Annotated in this window: 15 protein-coding genes; 5 read left to right on the top strand and 10 right to left on the bottom strand. The window is 38.8% G+C overall.

Annotation, left to right across the window (positions count from 1 at the left end; all coding sequences use genetic code 11):
- Window position 1: 1 nt before the first annotated feature.
- The 4 genes from hemY to ACFX40_RS24885 form a co-directional block, all read right to left on the bottom strand.
- Entirely contained in the window at window positions 2-1423 is a 1422-nt protein-coding gene (gene hemY / locus ACFX40_RS24900) for a protoporphyrinogen oxidase (RefSeq protein ID WP_098433073.1), read from the bottom strand.
- A 137-nt stretch (window positions 1424-1560) separates the two neighbouring features.
- Complete coding sequence (gene hemH, locus ACFX40_RS24895; protein WP_098332978.1) at window positions 1561-2493, bottom strand: ferrochelatase; 933 nt, start codon at window positions 2491-2493, stop codon at window positions 1561-1563.
- A gap of 97 nt (window positions 2494-2590) precedes the next feature.
- Window positions 2591-3634 (bottom strand): uroporphyrinogen decarboxylase, encoded by a 1044-nt coding sequence (gene hemE, locus ACFX40_RS24890; RefSeq protein ID WP_377256832.1) that lies wholly within the window; start codon window positions 3632-3634, stop codon window positions 2591-2593.
- A gap of 196 nt (window positions 3635-3830) precedes the next feature.
- A complete protein-coding gene (locus tag ACFX40_RS24885; protein ID WP_060745408.1) occupies window positions 3831-5960 on the bottom strand; it encodes a transglycosylase domain-containing protein in 2130 nt (709 codons plus the stop codon).
- A gap of 185 nt (window positions 5961-6145) precedes the next feature.
- Here ACFX40_RS24885 and ACFX40_RS24880 point away from each other — a divergent pair, with 185 nt between their 5' ends.
- Window positions 6146-6652: an antibiotic biosynthesis monooxygenase family protein gene (locus tag ACFX40_RS24880; protein ID WP_013055327.1), complete on the top strand. Its 507-nt coding sequence runs from the start codon at window positions 6146-6148 to the stop codon at window positions 6650-6652.
- An 83-nt stretch (window positions 6653-6735) separates the two neighbouring features.
- Entirely contained in the window at window positions 6736-8124 is a 1389-nt protein-coding gene (locus ACFX40_RS24875; RefSeq protein WP_043981719.1) for a hypothetical protein, read from the top strand.
- 47 nt (window positions 8125-8171) lie between these two features.
- Here the strand turns inward: ACFX40_RS24875 and ACFX40_RS24870 are convergent, their stop codons facing one another.
- The gene (locus ACFX40_RS24870; protein WP_097825009.1) at window positions 8172-8837 is read right to left on the bottom strand and encodes a phosphatase PAP2 family protein; all 666 of its coding nucleotides are present in this window, start codon (window positions 8835-8837) and stop codon (window positions 8172-8174) included.
- 224 nt (window positions 8838-9061) lie between these two features.
- Here ACFX40_RS24870 and ACFX40_RS24865 point away from each other — a divergent pair, with 224 nt between their 5' ends.
- Both ACFX40_RS24865 and ACFX40_RS24860 read left to right on the top strand, forming a co-directional pair.
- Window positions 9062-10270, top strand: coding sequence for a M20 family metallopeptidase (locus ACFX40_RS24865; RefSeq protein ID WP_098334697.1), 1209 nt, complete (start codon window positions 9062-9064; stop codon window positions 10268-10270).
- Between the two features lie 113 nt (window positions 10271-10383).
- A complete protein-coding gene (locus ACFX40_RS24860; protein WP_377256829.1) occupies window positions 10384-11103 on the top strand; it encodes an EcsC family protein in 720 nt (239 codons plus the stop codon).
- 36 nt (window positions 11104-11139) lie between these two features.
- On the opposite strand, the gene ACFX40_RS24855 is transcribed toward ACFX40_RS24860, so the two are convergent.
- Together ACFX40_RS24855 and ACFX40_RS24850 are read right to left on the bottom strand one after the other, a co-directional pair.
- Entirely contained in the window at window positions 11140-12345 is a 1206-nt protein-coding gene (locus tag ACFX40_RS24855; RefSeq protein WP_028410279.1) for an ABC transporter permease, read from the bottom strand.
- On the bottom strand, window positions 12338-13081 hold the full coding sequence (locus ACFX40_RS24850) for an ABC transporter ATP-binding protein (protein WP_013055321.1): 744 nt from the start codon (window positions 13079-13081) through the stop codon (window positions 12338-12340). The genes ACFX40_RS24855 and ACFX40_RS24850 overlap by 8 nt, the downstream gene beginning before the upstream one ends.
- 691 nt (window positions 13082-13772) lie before the next feature.
- Here ACFX40_RS24850 and ACFX40_RS24845 point away from each other — a divergent pair.
- Entirely contained in the window at window positions 13773-14207 is a 435-nt protein-coding gene (locus ACFX40_RS24845) for an HIT family protein (protein WP_014461670.1), read from the top strand.
- 102 nt (window positions 14208-14309) lie between these two features.
- Here ACFX40_RS24845 and ACFX40_RS24840 read toward each other — a convergent pair whose 3' ends face one another.
- From ACFX40_RS24840 to ACFX40_RS24830, 3 genes are all read right to left on the bottom strand, one after another.
- Window positions 14310-16205: an acyltransferase family protein gene (locus ACFX40_RS24840; RefSeq protein ID WP_043981713.1), complete on the bottom strand. Its 1896-nt coding sequence runs from the start codon at window positions 16203-16205 to the stop codon at window positions 14310-14312.
- A 303-nt stretch (window positions 16206-16508) separates the two neighbouring features.
- Window positions 16509-16952: a GNAT family N-acetyltransferase gene (locus ACFX40_RS24835; RefSeq protein ID WP_377256826.1), complete on the bottom strand. Its 444-nt coding sequence runs from the start codon at window positions 16950-16952 to the stop codon at window positions 16509-16511.
- 17 nt (window positions 16953-16969) lie between these two features.
- Window positions 16970-17524 (bottom strand): PadR family transcriptional regulator, encoded by a 555-nt coding sequence (locus ACFX40_RS24830; RefSeq protein WP_025752934.1) that lies wholly within the window; start codon window positions 17522-17524, stop codon window positions 16970-16972.
- Window positions 17525-17569: the final 45 nt, after the last annotated feature.

The raw sequence follows: 17569 nt of genomic DNA, 5'->3' as shown, positions 1-17569 counted from the left end.
TCTACAATTGCTGCACATATTTAACCGCTTTTTTAGCCACATCTTCTCCTTGCTCTACACATTCCGGTATACCGAGACCTTCGTATGAGCTTCCCGCTACATAAAGACCGGCAAGCTCTTTTTCAAGCTGTTCGTTCATCGTATCTAGCATATCGTGATGTCCGACCGTATACTGAGGCATTGACTGCTTCCATCTCGTTACCGCGTAGAACTCGGGCTCAGCAGAAATGGTGATGAGCTTCTTCAAATCCTCCAGGACAATTTTAAAAATTTCATCGTCAGGCTGATCCACTACAGCTTCATCCCCGGTTCGTCCAACCAAACATCTCAGCAGCACTTTTCCTTCCGGAACCGCATGCGGCCACTTTTTATTCAGCCACGTGCACGCCGTAATCGTGTAATCGCTATTTCTTGAAACGGCGATGTTCATTGCATCTAGATTGTCTTGCAGCGCTTCTTTTGCAAAGGCTATCACAACAGTAGCTACTGAAGTGGATGGCATATGCTTCAACGGTTCGAATATTTTATATTCCGAAAGCATAGACTGAGCAGCTGCATGAGGAGAAGTTACAATAACGCTGTCTGCTTTTATGACTTTCCCGCTATTTAACGACAATTCATATGCGGTATCTTCTTTATAAATTTTCTCTACTTTTATTCCTTTTGTAATAATATCAGGATCTATTGCTTTTTCTACCCCATCTACTAGCGATTGAAGACCTTCTTTTAATGTTAAAAAGACACTATTTTTTTTGAACTCCGAATCATCACCGTGCTGTGGGTGAATTTCTTTTAGCTTTTTCATTCCAACAATTAAGCTTCTGTACTTATGTTCAGCATGCAGAAACTGTGGAAATGTTGATCGTAAACTCAAGCGATCAACGTCTCCTGCGTAAATTCCTGATAATAGAGGCTCAATTAAATTTTCAACAACTTCATCACCAAACCGTCTTCTAAAAAACACGCCTAGCGAACGGTCATCCTGATTTTTTGTCTTCGGTATAAAAAAATCAGCTGCTGCGCGCAGCTTGCCAACAGGTGAAAATAACCCTGTTGTGATAAAAGGAGATAACTTGGTTGGTATCCCCATTACAGCACCATCAGGCAGCGCATGCGGTGTATCTTTTACTAGAATATAGGATTTTCCTTTTTCATTTCCGACTAGCTCCCTGCCTAGCCCTACTTCTTTTGCCAGTTTTGTAGCAGCTAGCTTACGCGCTAAAAATGAATCCGGACCTTTTTCAAATAAATACCCGTCTCGTTTTACCGTTTGAATTTTTCCACCAAGCCGATGCGTCGCTTCTATTAGTTGAAGGTCAATTGGCAGCTGATGATCCTTTATTTTTTTTTGCAAATAATAGGCAGCTGAAAGACCTGTTATTCCTCCACCGATGATGACAACCTTTTTTCGTCTATCCGTCATGTTATCATCGCCTTTTCTGTAAAATTCAATATAAAGAGAAGCGATTATGGAAATCCATAGCTCGCTTCTTACTTTTCTCTATATTGATTATAAGTTACTTTTCATCCCTGTTCAACGTACAAAGAATCTATATTGACTTAACGGGCAATCTGTTTTAACACAACTGTAGCCAACCCATCGATAAATTCAGGCTGTGCATTGGGCATTTCGGGGCGGTAATAATCAGCCCCAATTTCATCTGTCACCACTTTGCATTCATAGTCGTTATCATAAAGTACTTCTAAGTGGTCTGCGATAAATCCAACCGGAGTATACACGAACGATGTATAGCCTTTTTCTTCGTGCAATTCTCTTGTTAAATCTTGTACGTCCGGACCAATCCATGGTTCTGGCGTATTTCCGGCACTTTGCCAGCCAATTTCATAATGTTCAATACCAGCTGCTTGTGCAATTAAATCCGCTGTTTCTTGAAGCTGATTTGGATATGGATCTCCTGCTGCAATAATTTTTTCCGGCAAGCTATGCGCAGAAACAATCAACACGGCTTTTTGGCGTTTCTTTTCGTCTATTAAATCAAACGTTTGTTTAACACGTGTAGCCCAGTACTGAATGAACTTTGGCTCACTGTACCAGCTTTCTACTGAATGAATGATTGGTCCTCCTAATTTTTCAGCCGTTTCTTTGGCGCGCCCATTATAGGATTTTACGCTAAACGTTGAAAAGTGAGGTGCAAGCACAATGCTCACCGCTTCTTTAATCCCGTCTTTATGCATCGCTTCTACTGCATCTTCAACGAACGGCTCAATATGCTTTAAGCCAAGATACGCTTTAAATTCAATTTCGTCCTGTACTTCATTCAAGCGCTTTTCCAGACTTTCCATTTGCTGTTGCGTAATTTTTGCAAGAGGTGAAATGCCCCCGATTGCTTCGTAGCGGTTTTGTAAATCTTCTAAGGCTTCCAGTGACGGTTTACGTCCGCGGCGGATATGTGTATAGTAACGTTCAATATCTTCTTCTTTATATGGCGTTCCATATGCCATTACAAGTAATCCCATTACTTTTTTACTCATGTGTTCGACACCTCTTTGTTAGATTCAATACTTGTCTTCATTTTGCCATGAATAAAAAGAAAAATTCAAAGTTTAGCGCTCCAAATTATTTGACAATTTATTGTCTATTTGCAGAATATTCATGAATAAAGGTTGTTAAACGGTTTAACGTTTCCGGCTGAACCTGTGGAAAAACGCCGTGCCCCAAGTTAAAGATGTAACCAGGACTGGCCATCCCTTTATCTAATATTTCTGTTACACGTTCTTCAATAACTTCCCATGGAGCTAACAAAATAGCAGGATCTAAGTTTCCTTGCAGCGTTTTTGTTAAGCCTAATGCACGTGCTTCATCCAGCTGCGTTCGCCAATCTAATCCCACTACATCCAGCGGCAGATCATGCCATTCTTTTGCCAAATGACTTGCCCCTACTCCAAACATAATAAGCGGTACATTTTTTTCACGTAAAGAGGTGAAAATTCGCTCCATAACAGGTTTTATAAAGTAACGATAATCCGCTACATTTAAAGCACCTACCCATGAATCAAAGATTTGAATGGCTTTTGCCCCAGCGTCAATTTGCGCTTTTACATATGTAATCGTCATATCCGCTAACTTATCCATTAGTGCAAACCATGCTTTAGGTTCCGTATACATAAATGCTTTTGTTTTATTGTAATTTTTTGAAGGTCCCCCTTCAATCATATAGCTTGCCACTGTAAAAGGAGCACCCGCAAAGCCAATTAGAGGTACGTTTAACTGTTCTGTTGTTAACAGCTTAATCGTATCTAATACATACGGAACATCTTCTTCCGGCGTAATTTCTCCTAGTTTTTCTACATCGCTTAAAGATTGAATTGGATTAGAAATTACAGGACCAATTCCTGACTTGATTTCAACATCCACTCCAATTGAAGGAAGCGGTGACATTATATCTTTATATAAAATAGCTGCATCCACTCCGTACTGTTCAACGGGCAGGCGTGTTACGTATGCCCCAAGCTCCGGCTGATGAGTGATTTCAAATAAAGAGTACTTCTCTTTTAGCTTTCGGTATTCCGGCTGTGAACGCCCTGCTTGGCGCATATACCAAACCGGAACATGATCCGTTTTTTCCCCTCTACAGGCTTTTAAAAAAGTATCGTTAAACGTTCCTTGACTCATAATTTCCACCTTTCTCGATTGTCTTCCATCCGTATTTTCTTCGATTAGACAGACAATAATCAGCAAAGGAACATACCGGTTCCTCTACTGATTAAAGTTTCACGTTATATTCTCTACTTGTCACTATACCCATTTCTTTACGACTTGTATAGCCACCTGCTAAAAATGTCAAAAATTCGCCCTACTCTTCCTTTTTTTATTGAAAAAGAGCAGGTGTTACTTCGTTGGATTTTTTTCCTTTTTGTTTTGTTTGGGAATTGTAAGGAACTACATAATAAGTAGGACTGTCGAGCAGATTCACACGCTCTTTTTCAAATGCTCCTTTTCCCTTCACTTTGCCAATTACTTCGGCTTTATCTCCTTTTTTCTCATAAACATAATAAACAGCTCTTTTATCAGGTGAAGGTGTCCACGATAAATTTACCGTTAGCAAACCAAATGGATGGAATGTTAATTCTTGTTTTAAGTCTTTAACTTGCTCTAAGCGTATTGGTTTTGGCAAATCTTTAACGCCTGCTGGCTTTTGAAATGCAGCTTCGTCGTAACCAGCTCTTGTAAGAATGTCTTTGAATAATAGAGTCGGATAAGAACTTCCTTTTGTTAAATAATGCTGGTCATTTGTAGAATCATATCCCATCCACACGCTTCCTACAACATCTGGCGTATATCCAACGAACCAAGCATCCCTTGTGGCTCCTTTAACATTCGTATACGAAGTAGACCCTGTTTTTCCTGCTAACTCTCCTTTAAACTCTCCATTTTTTGCCGTTCCTTCTTTAACAACTCCTTGAAGCATCTTTGTCATATACCAAGCCGTTTGTTTTGAAAATGCTTTGTGAGTGTCGGGAACAGCTTTTGCAATTACTTTTCCGTCTTGATCTTTTATTTCTTGAATAAAGTACGGTTGGATGTTTTCTCCGTTTTCAGCAAATGCCCGGTACGCTCCTGCTAATTGAAGCGGTGTAATGCCTTCCTTTAATCCTCCAAGAGCAATCGCAAGCCCTTTATCTTCTAAAGGAACTCCTAGCTTTGTGAGATACTGCTTACTTGTTTCAACTCCTAGCTGATTCAATGTCCAGACGGCAGCTGCGTTTTTAGAATCTTTTAGGGCATCGTACATCGTTACCTTTTTAGCATATTGACCGTCTACATTTTTAGGTGTGTATCCCCCGTAGCTTCTAAGCTTGTCTTGCAGCAAAGAATAAGGCTTGAATTGACCTTCTTCTAACGCAGGGCCATATACTGCAATAGGTTTCATCGTAGAACCTGGCTGTCTTTTGACATTTACGCGATTGAGCGATTTTTGTACATAATCTCGTCCTCCCATAACAGATAAAACTCCTCCGCTTTTGTTATCCACTAATACAAAAGCACCTTGGGCACTGTTATCTGTACCTGGAAAATAACGATTTTCTTTCATTAGCTCGTAGGCGGCTTCTTGTACTTTCGTACTCATCGGTACTTTGACCGTATAACCGCCGCGCAGAAGCTCATTGCTCGAAATGCTGTATTTCTTCTCTGCTTCTTGAATGACCATATCGATATAGGTTAAATACGCTGGGTTTTTAGCCTGTTCCTTTACGTTCAACCCCAGCGTTCTTCCTTGCAAACGGACATTTTTTTCAGCCGATAAATAACCTGCTCTTTGCATGGCATTTAACACAACATTCCTACGTTCTATACTTTTTTCTGGATGTAAAATAGGAGAATAAGAATTCGGTGCTTTTGGCAGTGCAGCGAGCAGTGCACCTTCTTCTACCGTTAATTCGGAGACATCTTTATTGAAGTAAAGCTTGGATGCAGCTTGGATTCCATAGGCTCCGTGTCCAAAGTATATTTGGTTCAAATACATTTCAAGCAGTTTTTGCTTGCTGTAACGCTGCTCCAAGTTAATGGCCACCACTACTTCTTTTGTTTTTCTAAGCAGCGTTTTATCATTAGATAAAAACACATTTTTAGCCAGCTGCTGTGTTAAAGTACTTCCTCCTTCAACACTTCCTCCAGCCAATATATCTCGGTATAATGCTCGACCAATAGATTTAAAATCGATTCCGTGGTGTTCATAAAAACGAACGTCTTCAATTGAAATAAATGCTTGTTGCACATGCTTTGGAATCTTATCAATTGAAACCAAGTCCCGATTTTTCACATAGAGCTTTGTTAATTCATCTCCATTTTCGTCCACTAACCTCGTAGCCGAGTCCATGACAATCTTTTTCTCATCAATTACATAGTTTCCAAGAAACAAGATGATAATATATCCAATCAATCCTAATAGAAAAATTCCAACTAAGGCAGCAATTGCGTATAAGCCTTTTTTGTACATCGTGCCACCCCTTTTCTTTCGCTAAACTTTTGATAATATGGAAAACAACTTCATCAATGTTTTACTTTACCATCTTCATTAGAAGTTCACAATTTTTGAATTTTTGTGTGTAAAATTTTATAATTTTAGTATGATTTACAATTGTAAATTGTATGCAATTCCCAATTAGAAAGGAAGTATAGTCCATGAAGATCTTTATTACTTACGGAACAGGCCCTTACCTTCAGAAGTTGATCGACGAACATCCGAGTGAACGTTTGCTACTGCTTCACAAAGATGACGATCAATTTGCACTAGTTCACGAAACAGATGGAGATACAATTTTTAAAGAAGGACATGCTTATGAGGTATTAGATGCTTCTGGAGATCTTGCAGATAGCGGATTTGCTGTACTAAATAATATTTCAGTTACAGATGAAGGCCGTCCTTTGTTTGAACAGCGATTTAGCCAACGAGCTCGTTTAATTGAAAATGAAGCAGGCTTCTCAGCTATTCGTGTGCTTCGTCCACTGCAAAATGACACATACATTATCTTTACAGGATGGAAAGATGAAAGTTCATTTAGCGATTGGCAGTCTTCAAAAGCCTATAATGAAGCACACAAAAAACGCGGTACGTCAGAAGGCGTGGATCAGCAGCCATCGATTTTCTCTCGCCCTTCTTATGTGACCTCATACCACGTAGTTAAATAAGTAAACATCCTCCTAGTAGGCGAGTATCACAATAGGCACAAACGTCATATTGTATACTATATCACCTATTGGGAGGAATTTTTATGGGCATAGAGCTTGGAGCTCTTCATTGGATGTATGTCCTTTTTATCGCCTTCATTATCGGCTTTATGATTATGCGGCGAGATACGAGTATCCTTTGTATACTCGGGATTTTTTTACTTTCCTTAACGGCTACCTCTTCGTTAAGCCACTCCGTCAGCGCTGTTTTTTCCAGCTTCATTTATGCCATTACAGAACTGCTTCCTACCATTTTAATTATTTCAATTATTGTATCCATGAGTAAAGTCTTAATGGCTACAGGAATAAATGAATCGATGATTTCACCTTTTGCTCGCCTCATTAAAACGCCTGCTCTTGCCTATTGGGTTATTGGATTAGTTATGATGACCATCTCCTATTTTTTCTGGCCTTCTCCAGCCGTTGCTTTACTTGGAGCCGTGCTTTTACCAGTGGCCATCCGCGTAGGGCTTCCAGCTATAGGCGTAGCCGTAGCGATGAATTTGTTCGGCCACGGCGTTGCGCTTTCAGGAGACTTTGTTATTCAAGCTGCTCCTAAGATAACTGCTGACGCAGCAGGTCTTCCAGTTCACGAGGTGGTTCAAGCAAGTGTCCCTCTGGTCATTGTGATGGGAGTTGTTACGACACTCTCTGCTTTTTACTTTTTAAAACAAGATATGAAGCACAATAGAATTCACGCTCAACCGACAATGTTAACAAGCAGTTCTTCTGTCCAATCCACACCTCTTTCTTCTTCAGTACGCCGGGCTTTAGCCATTATAGTTCCCCTTTTCTTTGCTATAGACGTATGGGCAATGTTCGCCCTTCATTTACAGGGAGGAGATGCAACTGCTCTCGTTGGTGGCACAGCTCTATTTATTTTAGTGGTGGTTTCACTTATTGCTCACAAAGGAAAAGGTCTCGAACAAACAACTTCCTACTTGATTGAAGGCTTGCAGTTTGGTTTTAAAGTATTCGGTCCCGTTATTCCCATTGCAGCTTTTTTCTATTTAGGAGATGCTGGATTCACAACAATCATCGGTGACTTTCTTCCGAAAGGATCACATGGACTTGTAAATGACCTAGGCGTTGCGCTTGCTTCCACTGTGCCGTTAACCGCACAGGTCGCCACTGTAACGATAACTGCTCTAGGAGCTATTACCGGATTAGACGGTTCAGGCTTTTCAGGCATTTCACTTGTAGGCTCTGTCTCTCATTTATTTGCATCTGCTTTAGGATCGGGCGCTGCCACCCTAACTGCTTTAGGGCAAATTGCTGCGATTTGGGTTGGGGGAGGCACATTGATTCCATGGGCATTGATTCCAGCTGCGGCGATTTGCGGAGTCAGTCCGTTTGAACTCGCCAGACGTAATTTAAAACCTGTAGCGATTGGATTAGTCGTTACAACAATTGTCGCAATGTTCTTAGTTTAAACAAAAGCCCCCTTCTTTTTATGAAGGGGGCCATATGTATATATTTTTTACATGCCTTTTGGAAACTCTTTTTCCGCTGAAGGCTTTACATACGCATAAACAAGCGTATAGAAGAAAATGCCTACAATAAGCCACATAAGCCCTAAGCTGTAGCCAGCTAAGACATCTGTTAAAAAATGTTCTCTTAATAGAATACGGCTCACACCTATTAATAAAACAATTAAAGTAATTGCAAGCTGATACCGCTTGGCTACCTTTTGACTGTTCATATGCTTTGTGAGAAAAAAGATAATCAGACCATAAATAAGAATTCCCATCATCGCATGGCCGCTTGGAAAACTGTAGCCTTCGATGCCTTCAAGAGGACGCCCTCGTTCTACCGCATCTTTAACTGCTTTATTAATAATATCACCGCTTAAAATAAATAAAAATGCCGATATCATACCGATATAGTCCTTTTTAAAAAATAAAAAAACGAGAAGTACAGCTAAAAGAACCATAATCATCACTTTTGAAGCTAAAAAAGACAAGCCATGAAAAACAGATGACGCTGACTGAAGAACAGTGCTGTCATCTATAGCTGAAACAAGCCAGTGGTCTCCTTGAAAAGAATCTGTCGACACAACAAACAACACTCCTAAAAAAACGAGACCTGCCCCCCCAAACACCCACATCAATTTTTTGTACAGAGATACAGTTTGTGAATCTACCATATCGTTACCTCCTATTATCTCATGAGAAAATTGGTAAAAAACTCATTCTTTATCCCTATTCCTCATCTTATGTATCTATTATGTATATAAAATATTTCATGATTCAATTACTTTTTTCAATAACAACGCTTACATTCTTTTCTTTTTTATGGATAATGATATAATGATTAAAATGTCAAAAAATTCAAAACTTTATTCAACCTATACAGAAAGGATATGGTCACGTGAATTCCAAGCTACATACTTTACTTGAAGAAAAATTTGATGAAATGGTTCAAGTCCGCCGATATCTGCATCAGTATCCAGAACCGTCTTTTAAAGAATTTCAAACCGCTGCCTACATTCGATCTTTTTATGATAAAATCGGTATTTCTTACCGAGCAAATGTAGGAGGAAACGGCATTGTAGCAAGCATTCAAGGAGGAAAACCTGGTCCTACTGTAGCTTTGAGAGCCGACTTTGATGCCCTTCCTATTCAAGATGAAAAAGATGTACCATATCAATCAACTGTTCCGGGTGTGATGCATGCGTGTGGTCACGATGGTCATACGGCTACTCTTTTAGTCCTTGCTAAAGCGCTTTTTGAAATAAAAGATTCTCTCCCCGGTAAAATCGTCTTCATTCATCAGCACGCTGAAGAGTACGCTCCCGGAGGCGCTAAGTCCATGATTGAAGACGGATGCTTAGACGGTGTAGACGCGATATTCGGAACGCATTTGTGGTCATTAACTCCGACTGGTGTGGTTCAATATCGAACGGGCCCTATTATGGCTGCTGCTGATCGCTTTGAAATTACGATCAAAGGAGCAGGCGGCCACGGTGCACAGCCTCACAAAACAAAAGATTCAATCGTCATCGCCTCTCAGCTTGTTGTTAATTTACAGCAAATTGTAAGCAGACGTGTAAACCCAATTGATTCAGCGGTTGTGAGCATAGGTTCTTTTGTAGCAGAAAATGCATTTAATATTATTGCTGATTCTGCTCGACTAATTGGAACGGTAAGAACATTTAATGAAGATGTACGAAATGACGTAGAAAAAGAAATCGAACGAATTGTCCAAGGTACATGCTTAACAGCTGACGCTTCTTATGAACTGAGTTATACGCGCGGCTATCCTTCCGTCGTCAACCACCCGGAAGAAACGGCCTTTCTTGCTTCTGCTGCTTCTCAAATCGATGAAGTTCATACAGTCGAAGAAACGGAGCCTCACATGACTGGGGAAGATTTCTCTTATTATTTGCAGCATATTAAAGGAACGTTCTTTTTTACAGGAGCTCAGCCAGAAGGTGTAGATGCTCCGTATCCTCATCATCATCCTAAATTTGATTTTAACGAAAAAGCAATGCTTATCGCAGCTAAAACGCTTGGTACGGCTGCTGTTGAGTATTTAAGAGAACAAGCTCCTTCTAAAAACGTAATAAAAGCGAATTAATCATTCAGCAAGCATTCGTACGGATAAGCAGACGAGTGCTTGTTGTTTTATTTCAGGAACCTTTTCCTCACTTAAAACGTAGTATTTATATCGACTGAAATGAGGTGATTTTGTTGAATACGTATGAAGAAAAAGTGTTACAAGAAGCTGAACATTGGAAATTCAGCATGTTGAAACGACCTTCTAAATTTCAACGGACCGCAAAATCTTTACAGCTTAAAATAAATGGAAAAATCCCTGCTAAAGTCCATAAGATTATGACTGAAAGCATAAAAAAAATGGTTGAAACCACGCTAGTTGGATCCGATTTCACTACTAAAAAAAGAGATGTCAGCGGTCTTTCGTTTGAAGAAAAAGAGAAAAAAATTTTGGAGCTCATACCTAAGTACAAAAAAACTGCTGCTGTAGAAGGAGCTGGTACTGGTGCAGGCGGTCTCCTTTTAGGTGCAGCAGATTTCCCGCTTCTTCTTTCCATAAAAATGAAGTGCTTATTTGACATTGCCGCTACGTATGGTTTTGATGTAAAAGAAAAAGAAGAGCGCATTTATATGCTGTATATTTTTCATCTTGCTTTTTGCAGCGATGACCATAGAACGAAGCTGCTCGAAGTAGTAGAAAACTGGGAGGAAAAGAAAGAGGAACTTCTTGAGCTTGATTGGAAAGCTTTTCAACAAGAATACCGCGACTACATTGATGTTGTGAAAATGTTTCAGCTGATGCCGGGAATTGGAGCTGTTGTAGGTGCGTATGCTAATTATCAGCTTCTTGATCATCTTACAAAAGTAGCGATGAACGTCTATCGCTTTCGGATATTATCTTCGTCACAAAAATAGTCTAAAAACGTAAAAAAGCTCCATTCGGAGCTTTTTTTACGTTAATTTTTTATTTACATATGCATTTATAAATAAGTGAATAAATATAGCACCTGCTGCCACGGAAAGCAGTGCAGCAACTAGATTAGAAAAAGCCACCGCTATGGCGAGCACAAGAATTTGTACATACAGCGCTTTTTTCCATACGTCCAGAAATGCCTTTTTCCGTTCTTTAGCTTCAACTGGATAAAGAGAAAGCCATAAAATCTGTTTGTGCTGCTTCCAAAGCGGGAGCAATTGAAAACCCGTCATGTACACAACAAATAAAACAACCACTATATTGCCGTATTGAAACGGCGCAGCTACAATTAAAAATCCGCCAATGACAGTTAAGCGAACGAGCAAGCTTAAATAATCTCCTGATCGCAAAAATGTTCTGGTGTACAAGTAATGGTAAGTGGCACTTTGACGAAATGGAATACGTGCTACTAGCCAATCTAAATATCTACGGCGTTTAATTCGCTCTTTTACCTGAGGAACATCCGTAAATAAATTAGCTAATCGATAAAAATAGCCCATGCGCTTTTCTTCTAAGTCAATTAGCTTTTCCCATTTAATCGGCTTTCTTTTTGTAAGCGACCGATAATAAATGGCTAGCGCAATCATAATTACCGCTACGATTCCTGTAAAGAATGCGTATGCATGCGAAAATAAGAAATACGTAAAAACTGCATTCAAGAAAAACCTGACGATATAATCCGTCCACTTCGCCCACTTTTCTTCAAACCATACGGCCCACCAAGACATGCCTAAGTTTACAACTTTCAAGATGAGTAATAGCAGAAAAAACACAAAAACATTTGAGTAAGAATCATGCATTACCTTTACCTGAAGAGGTGCTGCTGCACCAGTTGCAAATAATAAAATATAAAGCTGAATCGTAAAGGTAAACCAAAAAGATTTTTTAAAATAAGGCTGCAGCTTCGTCTCCAAAGGAAGTAAAAAGACTAAATCAGGTCGTTTTAAAAACGTTTGAATTTGACCCATGGTTAAAATCAATCCCATAAGTATCGCAATCACTACAGCCGAAGGAAACGCCGGTGTTAATGTACTCAACCACTGTTGATAATAGTAGGCCAAACCGCCAATCGCAAAAATTAACACTAATTTAATGTGGTCATTTAAGATATATTTTGTATATCTTCTTATATCCACTAAATACTGCTGAAATCGTTGCTTCCATAATGCATCAATCTTACTCATAGCCTTCTTCCTTTGTTAATTCAATATAAATTTCATCAAGAGTAGCATTGCGCATTTGAAATTCTTCTTGAAGGTCTTTAAGCGTTCCTTGCGCTCTTACTTCTCCGTTATGTAAAATAACAAATTTATCGCAGTAGCGTTCCGCGGTCGCCAAAATGTGTGTGGACATTAAAATGCCTGCACCTTGCTTTTTCATATCCGTCATCAAATCAAGTAAAGATTGAATACCAAGCGGGTCTAACCCTAAAAAAGGTTCATCAATAATATAAAGAGATGGCTGAACCAAAAAAGCGCACATAATCATAACCTTCTGCTTCATTCCTTTTGAAAAATGCGCAGGGAACCATTTTAACTTCCGGTCTAAACGAAATTCTTTTAAAAGCGGCTGCAGACGGGCTTCATATGTTTGAGGCTCAAGTCCATAAGCCATAGCTGTCATATCTAAATGTTCTTTTAATGTTAGTTCATCGTATAGCACAGGAGTTTCTGGAATAAATGTAAACTGACTTCGATAACCTGTTGGGTCTTGTTGAAAGGTTTTATTATTAATGGATACACTTCCTTTTTTTGCTTCCATTAATCCAATGATATGTTTAATCGTTGTACTTTTGCCGGCTCCGTTTAAGCCGATTAATCCAACTAATTCACCTGCATTTACATCAAACGATACATCTTTTAAGACGGGAGTTTTTGTATATCCCCCTGTAATATTATTAATTTGCAATAAAGAACCCATCACGATCTCCTTTTATTTGTTCTTTTTTGTCTCCAAGCGCAAGCGCTATTTGCTCTATTGTACCAAATCTTTTTCTTCCTCACATCGTTTTCAATTTTTTTCGGTTAATTTTTCCAGAATATAATCAAAATATCGGGACATTCTATATAGGGAAGAAGGAAAACAAGTTATTGATTACAACTAATCATTACAAAGCTTCTTACATTTGGGATGAGGTGTCTACAGCAGGCATATTTCAGAAAACCTTATTGTAAATCGATGTATGTTTGATTCATAAGGGGATGGTAGTCATGAACGTAGTAAGAATATATATAATGGGTAGACAATAATGTTCATTTATTACTGTGTAGATGAGGTGTTTGTCAAAGACCAAGAACGATTTCGTTCACATTGTATATTTTTTTAGCTCAATGCTTAAATGAGGTGTTTGTTAAAGAGAATATACTTTTTCAAGTTACTGTTTCATTAGGCAATGCAATTACGTAAATGAGGTGTTCCTTAAAGATCATATGCTGCATTAAAAGCTATTTTTTCCTTCTTCACATGACGGGATGCATAATCGTTTGCATCCCGTTTTTGTGTATAAAATGCCAGCAGCTATTTCTTGTCTGCTGATTGCATTCCTACTTTGTGGTAAAATAAACGTACATGTATACCCATACATTTATATTGGTAACGGAAGGTGAATATAATGAGCACACATGATGAAAACTGTATTTTTTGCAAAATTATTCGCGGTGAAATCCCAGGTGCAAAAGTATTTGAAAATGAACATGTATTAGCTTTTTTAGACATTAGTCAAGTAACAAAAGGGCATACGCTGGTGATTCCAAAAGTACATAAAAAAGACATTCACGAACTAACGCCGGAAATTGCGCGCAATTTGTTTGAAGTGGTTCCTCAAATCGCAAATGCAATTAAAGAAACATACAGCCCAATCGGCTTAAACATCTTAAATAATAATGGTGAAAAAGCTGGTCAATCCGTGTTTCATTATCATATGCACATTATTCCTCGCTATGGGGAAGGCGATGGATTCGGTGCTGTATGGAAAGAGCATACAAGCGAATACACGCCTGAAAAACTTCAAGAAATCGCTGGCAATATTTCTTCTCGCCTTTCTTGAAACAAAAAAAGCTTACACATGTAAGCTTTTTTTGTTTTATCTATTCATTTAACACATGTTTAATCAGTTTGTGATATAAAACATCGTACGGCTTTTCACTTATTATGAACGACTTTCCGCCTTAACTTCTAAATTCATACGTTCTTCAATCAATTTTGTTAATGCTCTTGATCCTTCAGGTACCAAGTGGACACCATCTGATGTAAAGTATTCAGGGTGCTTAGAAGCCTCTGAGTACCAATCTACGAGCGTGACGTGATCAAACTTTTCAGAAGCAGCTTTCAAGTTCTTGTTCACGGTGCTTTCCCACGAACGAGGAACGCGCGTATTCACTAAGTAAACGTCCGCGTGTGAAAAAGCTTTTAACAGTTGTTCAAGTTCTTCATTTGTAAAATAGCCGTTTGTTCCTAACTCAATAATCACTGCGCTGTTCGGATTATTAAATGCTTGATAGCTAGGAGTTAGCTGCAGTGCTTCATTGAGCTGCCTTCCTACTTTTCCGTCAATCGTAATACTAAGCGGCATCTCTTTAAGATTAGGAGCAATATCCAGCATGACCGAGTCTCCAATCGCAAGGACATCTCTGTAAGAATTCGGCTGCTGTTTTTCTTTGGCATCAGATTTTTCTTCCCCGGAACTCTTTTCCGCGTTCTCTGCTTTTTTATCATCCGCTTTGTTCTTGTCTTTGACAGAAGTTGAAGCATTTTCTTTATGATTCGTTTGAATTTTAACCTCTGTCTCTTTCGCTGTCGTTTCATCCTTTTGCTGCGTACTAATAGCAAAGCTTGTCATATCCGCTGTAAACAGCGCCAAAAAGAAAATGAGACTGCCCAAAACCGCTTGTCTCGAACGAGAGAGATTACGCCATTTAAAAAGCTCTCTCGGATGGTAGTGCCGGAAATAATAGCGAAAGCCGCGTGTGCGGATAGGCACTTCGATGTAACGGTAAGAAAGTTCAGCAATGATAAATGTAAGGCCTACTTGTAGCAGCGCATGCCAATAGACCGGGCGGCCAATCTCGGATACAGGTGTTGTAAGAACAATAACCGGATAATGCCACAAATAGATGCCGTATGATCTAGTACCAAGCCAGCGAAGCGGCTTAAACGACAGAGCTTTTCCTAAAAAACTACTAGGATGACTAATCGTTGCAACCAGTACAGCAGCGTTTAAACAAATCAGCAGCATTCCACCTTGATAAAGAAAAGATGCATGAGTATACTCATCAACGCTCCATACGCAGAGAATAAATACAAAGAAACTCACCATACTTACCGCGTTTAATACTTGCTTGCCTACGGCTGGAAGATTTTTTGATGATAAACGATACATCGGCCAGGCAAATGCAAGTAAACAGCCGATTAAAAGGGCAAACAGCCGAGTGTCAGTTCCATAATAAATACGGCTAGGATCTCCTCCTGGCTCATATAAAAAAGACATTAGAATAGCTGAGGCCATTACTCCAGCTAAAATGAATAGAGAAAGAATTCCTCTCTTTTTGATAAATTTTAAACCCAACAATAAAACAAGTGGCCACACAATATAAAACTGCTCTTCAATAGCCAGTGACCATAAGTTCTTTAATGGTGACGGTGAGCCAAAACTATCAAAATATGAAACTTTATGAAAAATAAACCACCAGTTACTCATATAAAAAATAGACGATAATGCATCGCCTCGTAGCGTTGTTAACAATGGCCGGTTAAATAAAATAACCCAAGCTGCAGTTAATACTACCATCACATACACAGCTGGAAGAAGTCTTCTCGTTCGGCTGATCCAAAAATGCTTCAAATTTTTCAAAGGATTTTCCCAAGATTGCACGAGTAAAATCGAGGTAATTAAATACCCTGATAATACAAAGAAAACGTCAACTCCTAGAAATCCTCCAGATGCCCATCCAAATCCTAAGTGATAGGCAATGACAGACATAACAGCGAAAGCTCGAAGTCCATCCAAACTATATATATACCTATTTTTCTTTTCCTTTGCACTCATAAAAATGCCTCCAAGCAATATGTACAACAAATTTCTTCCTCAATAAATATTAAGAATATTACGTAATTGTTACATTTTTGTTACAAAAATCATTATATACAATATTATTACTTTCTTCAATATATCACTTACTTAAAATCAAAGAATAAGTAAAAAGAAACAAATTCATTATCTATCTTATTCATAAATTACTAATTTAGTAGTAGTCATATCGATTCTATCTGCGCAGTACTAAAGCCTAACATCTTTCTTTCACCTTACCCGTTTCAGAAATAGAAAAACTTCACACAATTGGTGAAGTTTCTAAGGTGTCTTTAGCATATCTACGTGGGGAAGCCCTTCATCTGAATAAATATCGGAAATAGGTCTAAAACCAAACGATTCATAAAATGTTTGAAGTCTGCTTTGAGCTTGAATTTTAATTGTCTTCTCGTGCAATTCATTCTCTAAAAAATCAATTCCTCTTGCTACTAGTTCTCTTCCAAGACCTGTACCGCGCTGTGCTTGTTCTACAATAATGCGCCCCAGAGAAGCTTCCTGATAGCTAATTCCTTTTGGTAAAACTCTAAGGTATGCGATAATTTTCTCATTCTCTTTTTTGAACAAGTGATAAGCAAGTTTGTCTTTTCCATCTACTTCTAAGTAAGCACACTTCTGTTCGACAACAAAAATAGCGGTGCGAACCTGTAGAATTTCATAAAGCTCATCGTTTGTCAGCTCTTGAAATGATTTTATGCACCAAGTCATGATCCGCTCACCTTTTCTTATTGTTCTTTTTCAATTAAATTCAGCGTACGTTCAAGCCAATTGATATAGCTTGTCTCCCGGTCTTGAGCGCGAGATAGCACCAAATAATGACCAAATTGAGGAGACGAAACGGTAATGTGATGATTAACTTGTTCCAAAAGGTCATCCATTCGTTTCTTTAAAAAAGTTAGCTTCACTTTCCTGCTTGATAGCTGATTATCTATTTGCTGCTTTAACTCTTCTATTGACATGGATGAAGCAAAATAAGCTTTTAACATAAATTCATCTTTAGTTGTTTCAGGAATAGGATCAATCGTAGTGAGCCACTTGCTTAACTCCGCTCTTCCTTCTTCCGTTATCGAATACATCTTTTTTTCTAATTTCTTGCCTTGAATCACGGTTTCATAGCGAATAAATCCCTCTTCTGTTAATCGCTTTAACTCAGGATAAATCTGGCTGTGCTTAGCACTCCAAAAATTACCGACCTCTTCTTTAAAAAGTCTGGTAATGTCATACCCGCTGAGCTCCTTCTGATCTAAGAGCCCTAATATGGCATATTTTAATACTCTCATTCTGTTCCTCCACATTATTTCTTCCATCAGTATAGCATATAAACA

Origin of the sequence: Priestia sp. YIM B13552, from assembly GCF_042787775.1 — a bacterium.
In the GTDB taxonomy this organism is placed as follows: Bacteria; Bacillota; Bacilli; order Bacillales; family Bacillaceae_H; genus Priestia; species Priestia megaterium_E.
Note: the sequence above shows the minus strand (reverse complement) of the source record. Positions and strands in the feature narration are given on the sequence as shown.

Excerpts from the sequence above, each read along its gene's own strand:
- ACFX40_RS24830 (WP_025752934.1), bottom strand. The coding sequence starts at position 17,524 with ATGAGAGTATTAAAATATGCCATATTAGGGCTCTTAGATCAGAAGGAG.
- ACFX40_RS24875 (WP_043981719.1), top strand. The coding sequence starts at position 6,736 with ATGGGCATAGAGCTTGGAGCTCTTCATTGGATGTATGTCCTTTTTATC.
- ACFX40_RS24880 (WP_013055327.1), top strand. The coding sequence starts at position 6,146 with ATGAAGATCTTTATTACTTACGGAACAGGCCCTTACCTTCAGAAGTTG.
- ACFX40_RS24845 (WP_014461670.1), top strand. The coding sequence starts at position 13,773 with ATGAGCACACATGATGAAAACTGTATTTTTTGCAAAATTATTCGCGGT.
- hemY (WP_098433073.1), bottom strand. The coding sequence starts at position 1,423 with ATGACGGATAGACGAAAAAAGGTTGTCATCATCGGTGGAGGAATAACA.
- hemE (WP_377256832.1), bottom strand. The coding sequence starts at position 3,634 with ATGAGTCAAGGAACGTTTAACGATACTTTTTTAAAAGCCTGTAGAGGG.
- ACFX40_RS24855 (WP_028410279.1), bottom strand. The coding sequence starts at position 12,345 with ATGAGTAAGATTGATGCATTATGGAAGCAACGATTTCAGCAGTATTTA.
- ACFX40_RS24885 (WP_060745408.1), bottom strand. The coding sequence starts at position 5,960 with ATGTACAAAAAAGGCTTATACGCAATTGCTGCCTTAGTTGGAATTTTT.
- ACFX40_RS24840 (WP_043981713.1), bottom strand. The coding sequence starts at position 16,205 with ATGAGTGCAAAGGAAAAGAAAAATAGGTATATATATAGTTTGGATGGA.
- hemH (WP_098332978.1), bottom strand. The coding sequence starts at position 2,493 with ATGAGTAAAAAAGTAATGGGATTACTTGTAATGGCATATGGAACGCCA.
- ACFX40_RS24870 (WP_097825009.1), bottom strand. The coding sequence starts at position 8,837 with ATGGTAGATTCACAAACTGTATCTCTGTACAAAAAATTGATGTGGGTG.
- ACFX40_RS24850 (WP_013055321.1), bottom strand. The coding sequence starts at position 13,081 with ATGGGTTCTTTATTGCAAATTAATAATATTACAGGGGGATATACAAAA.
- ACFX40_RS24835 (WP_377256826.1), bottom strand. The coding sequence starts at position 16,952 with ATGACTTGGTGCATAAAATCATTTCAAGAGCTGACAAACGATGAGCTT.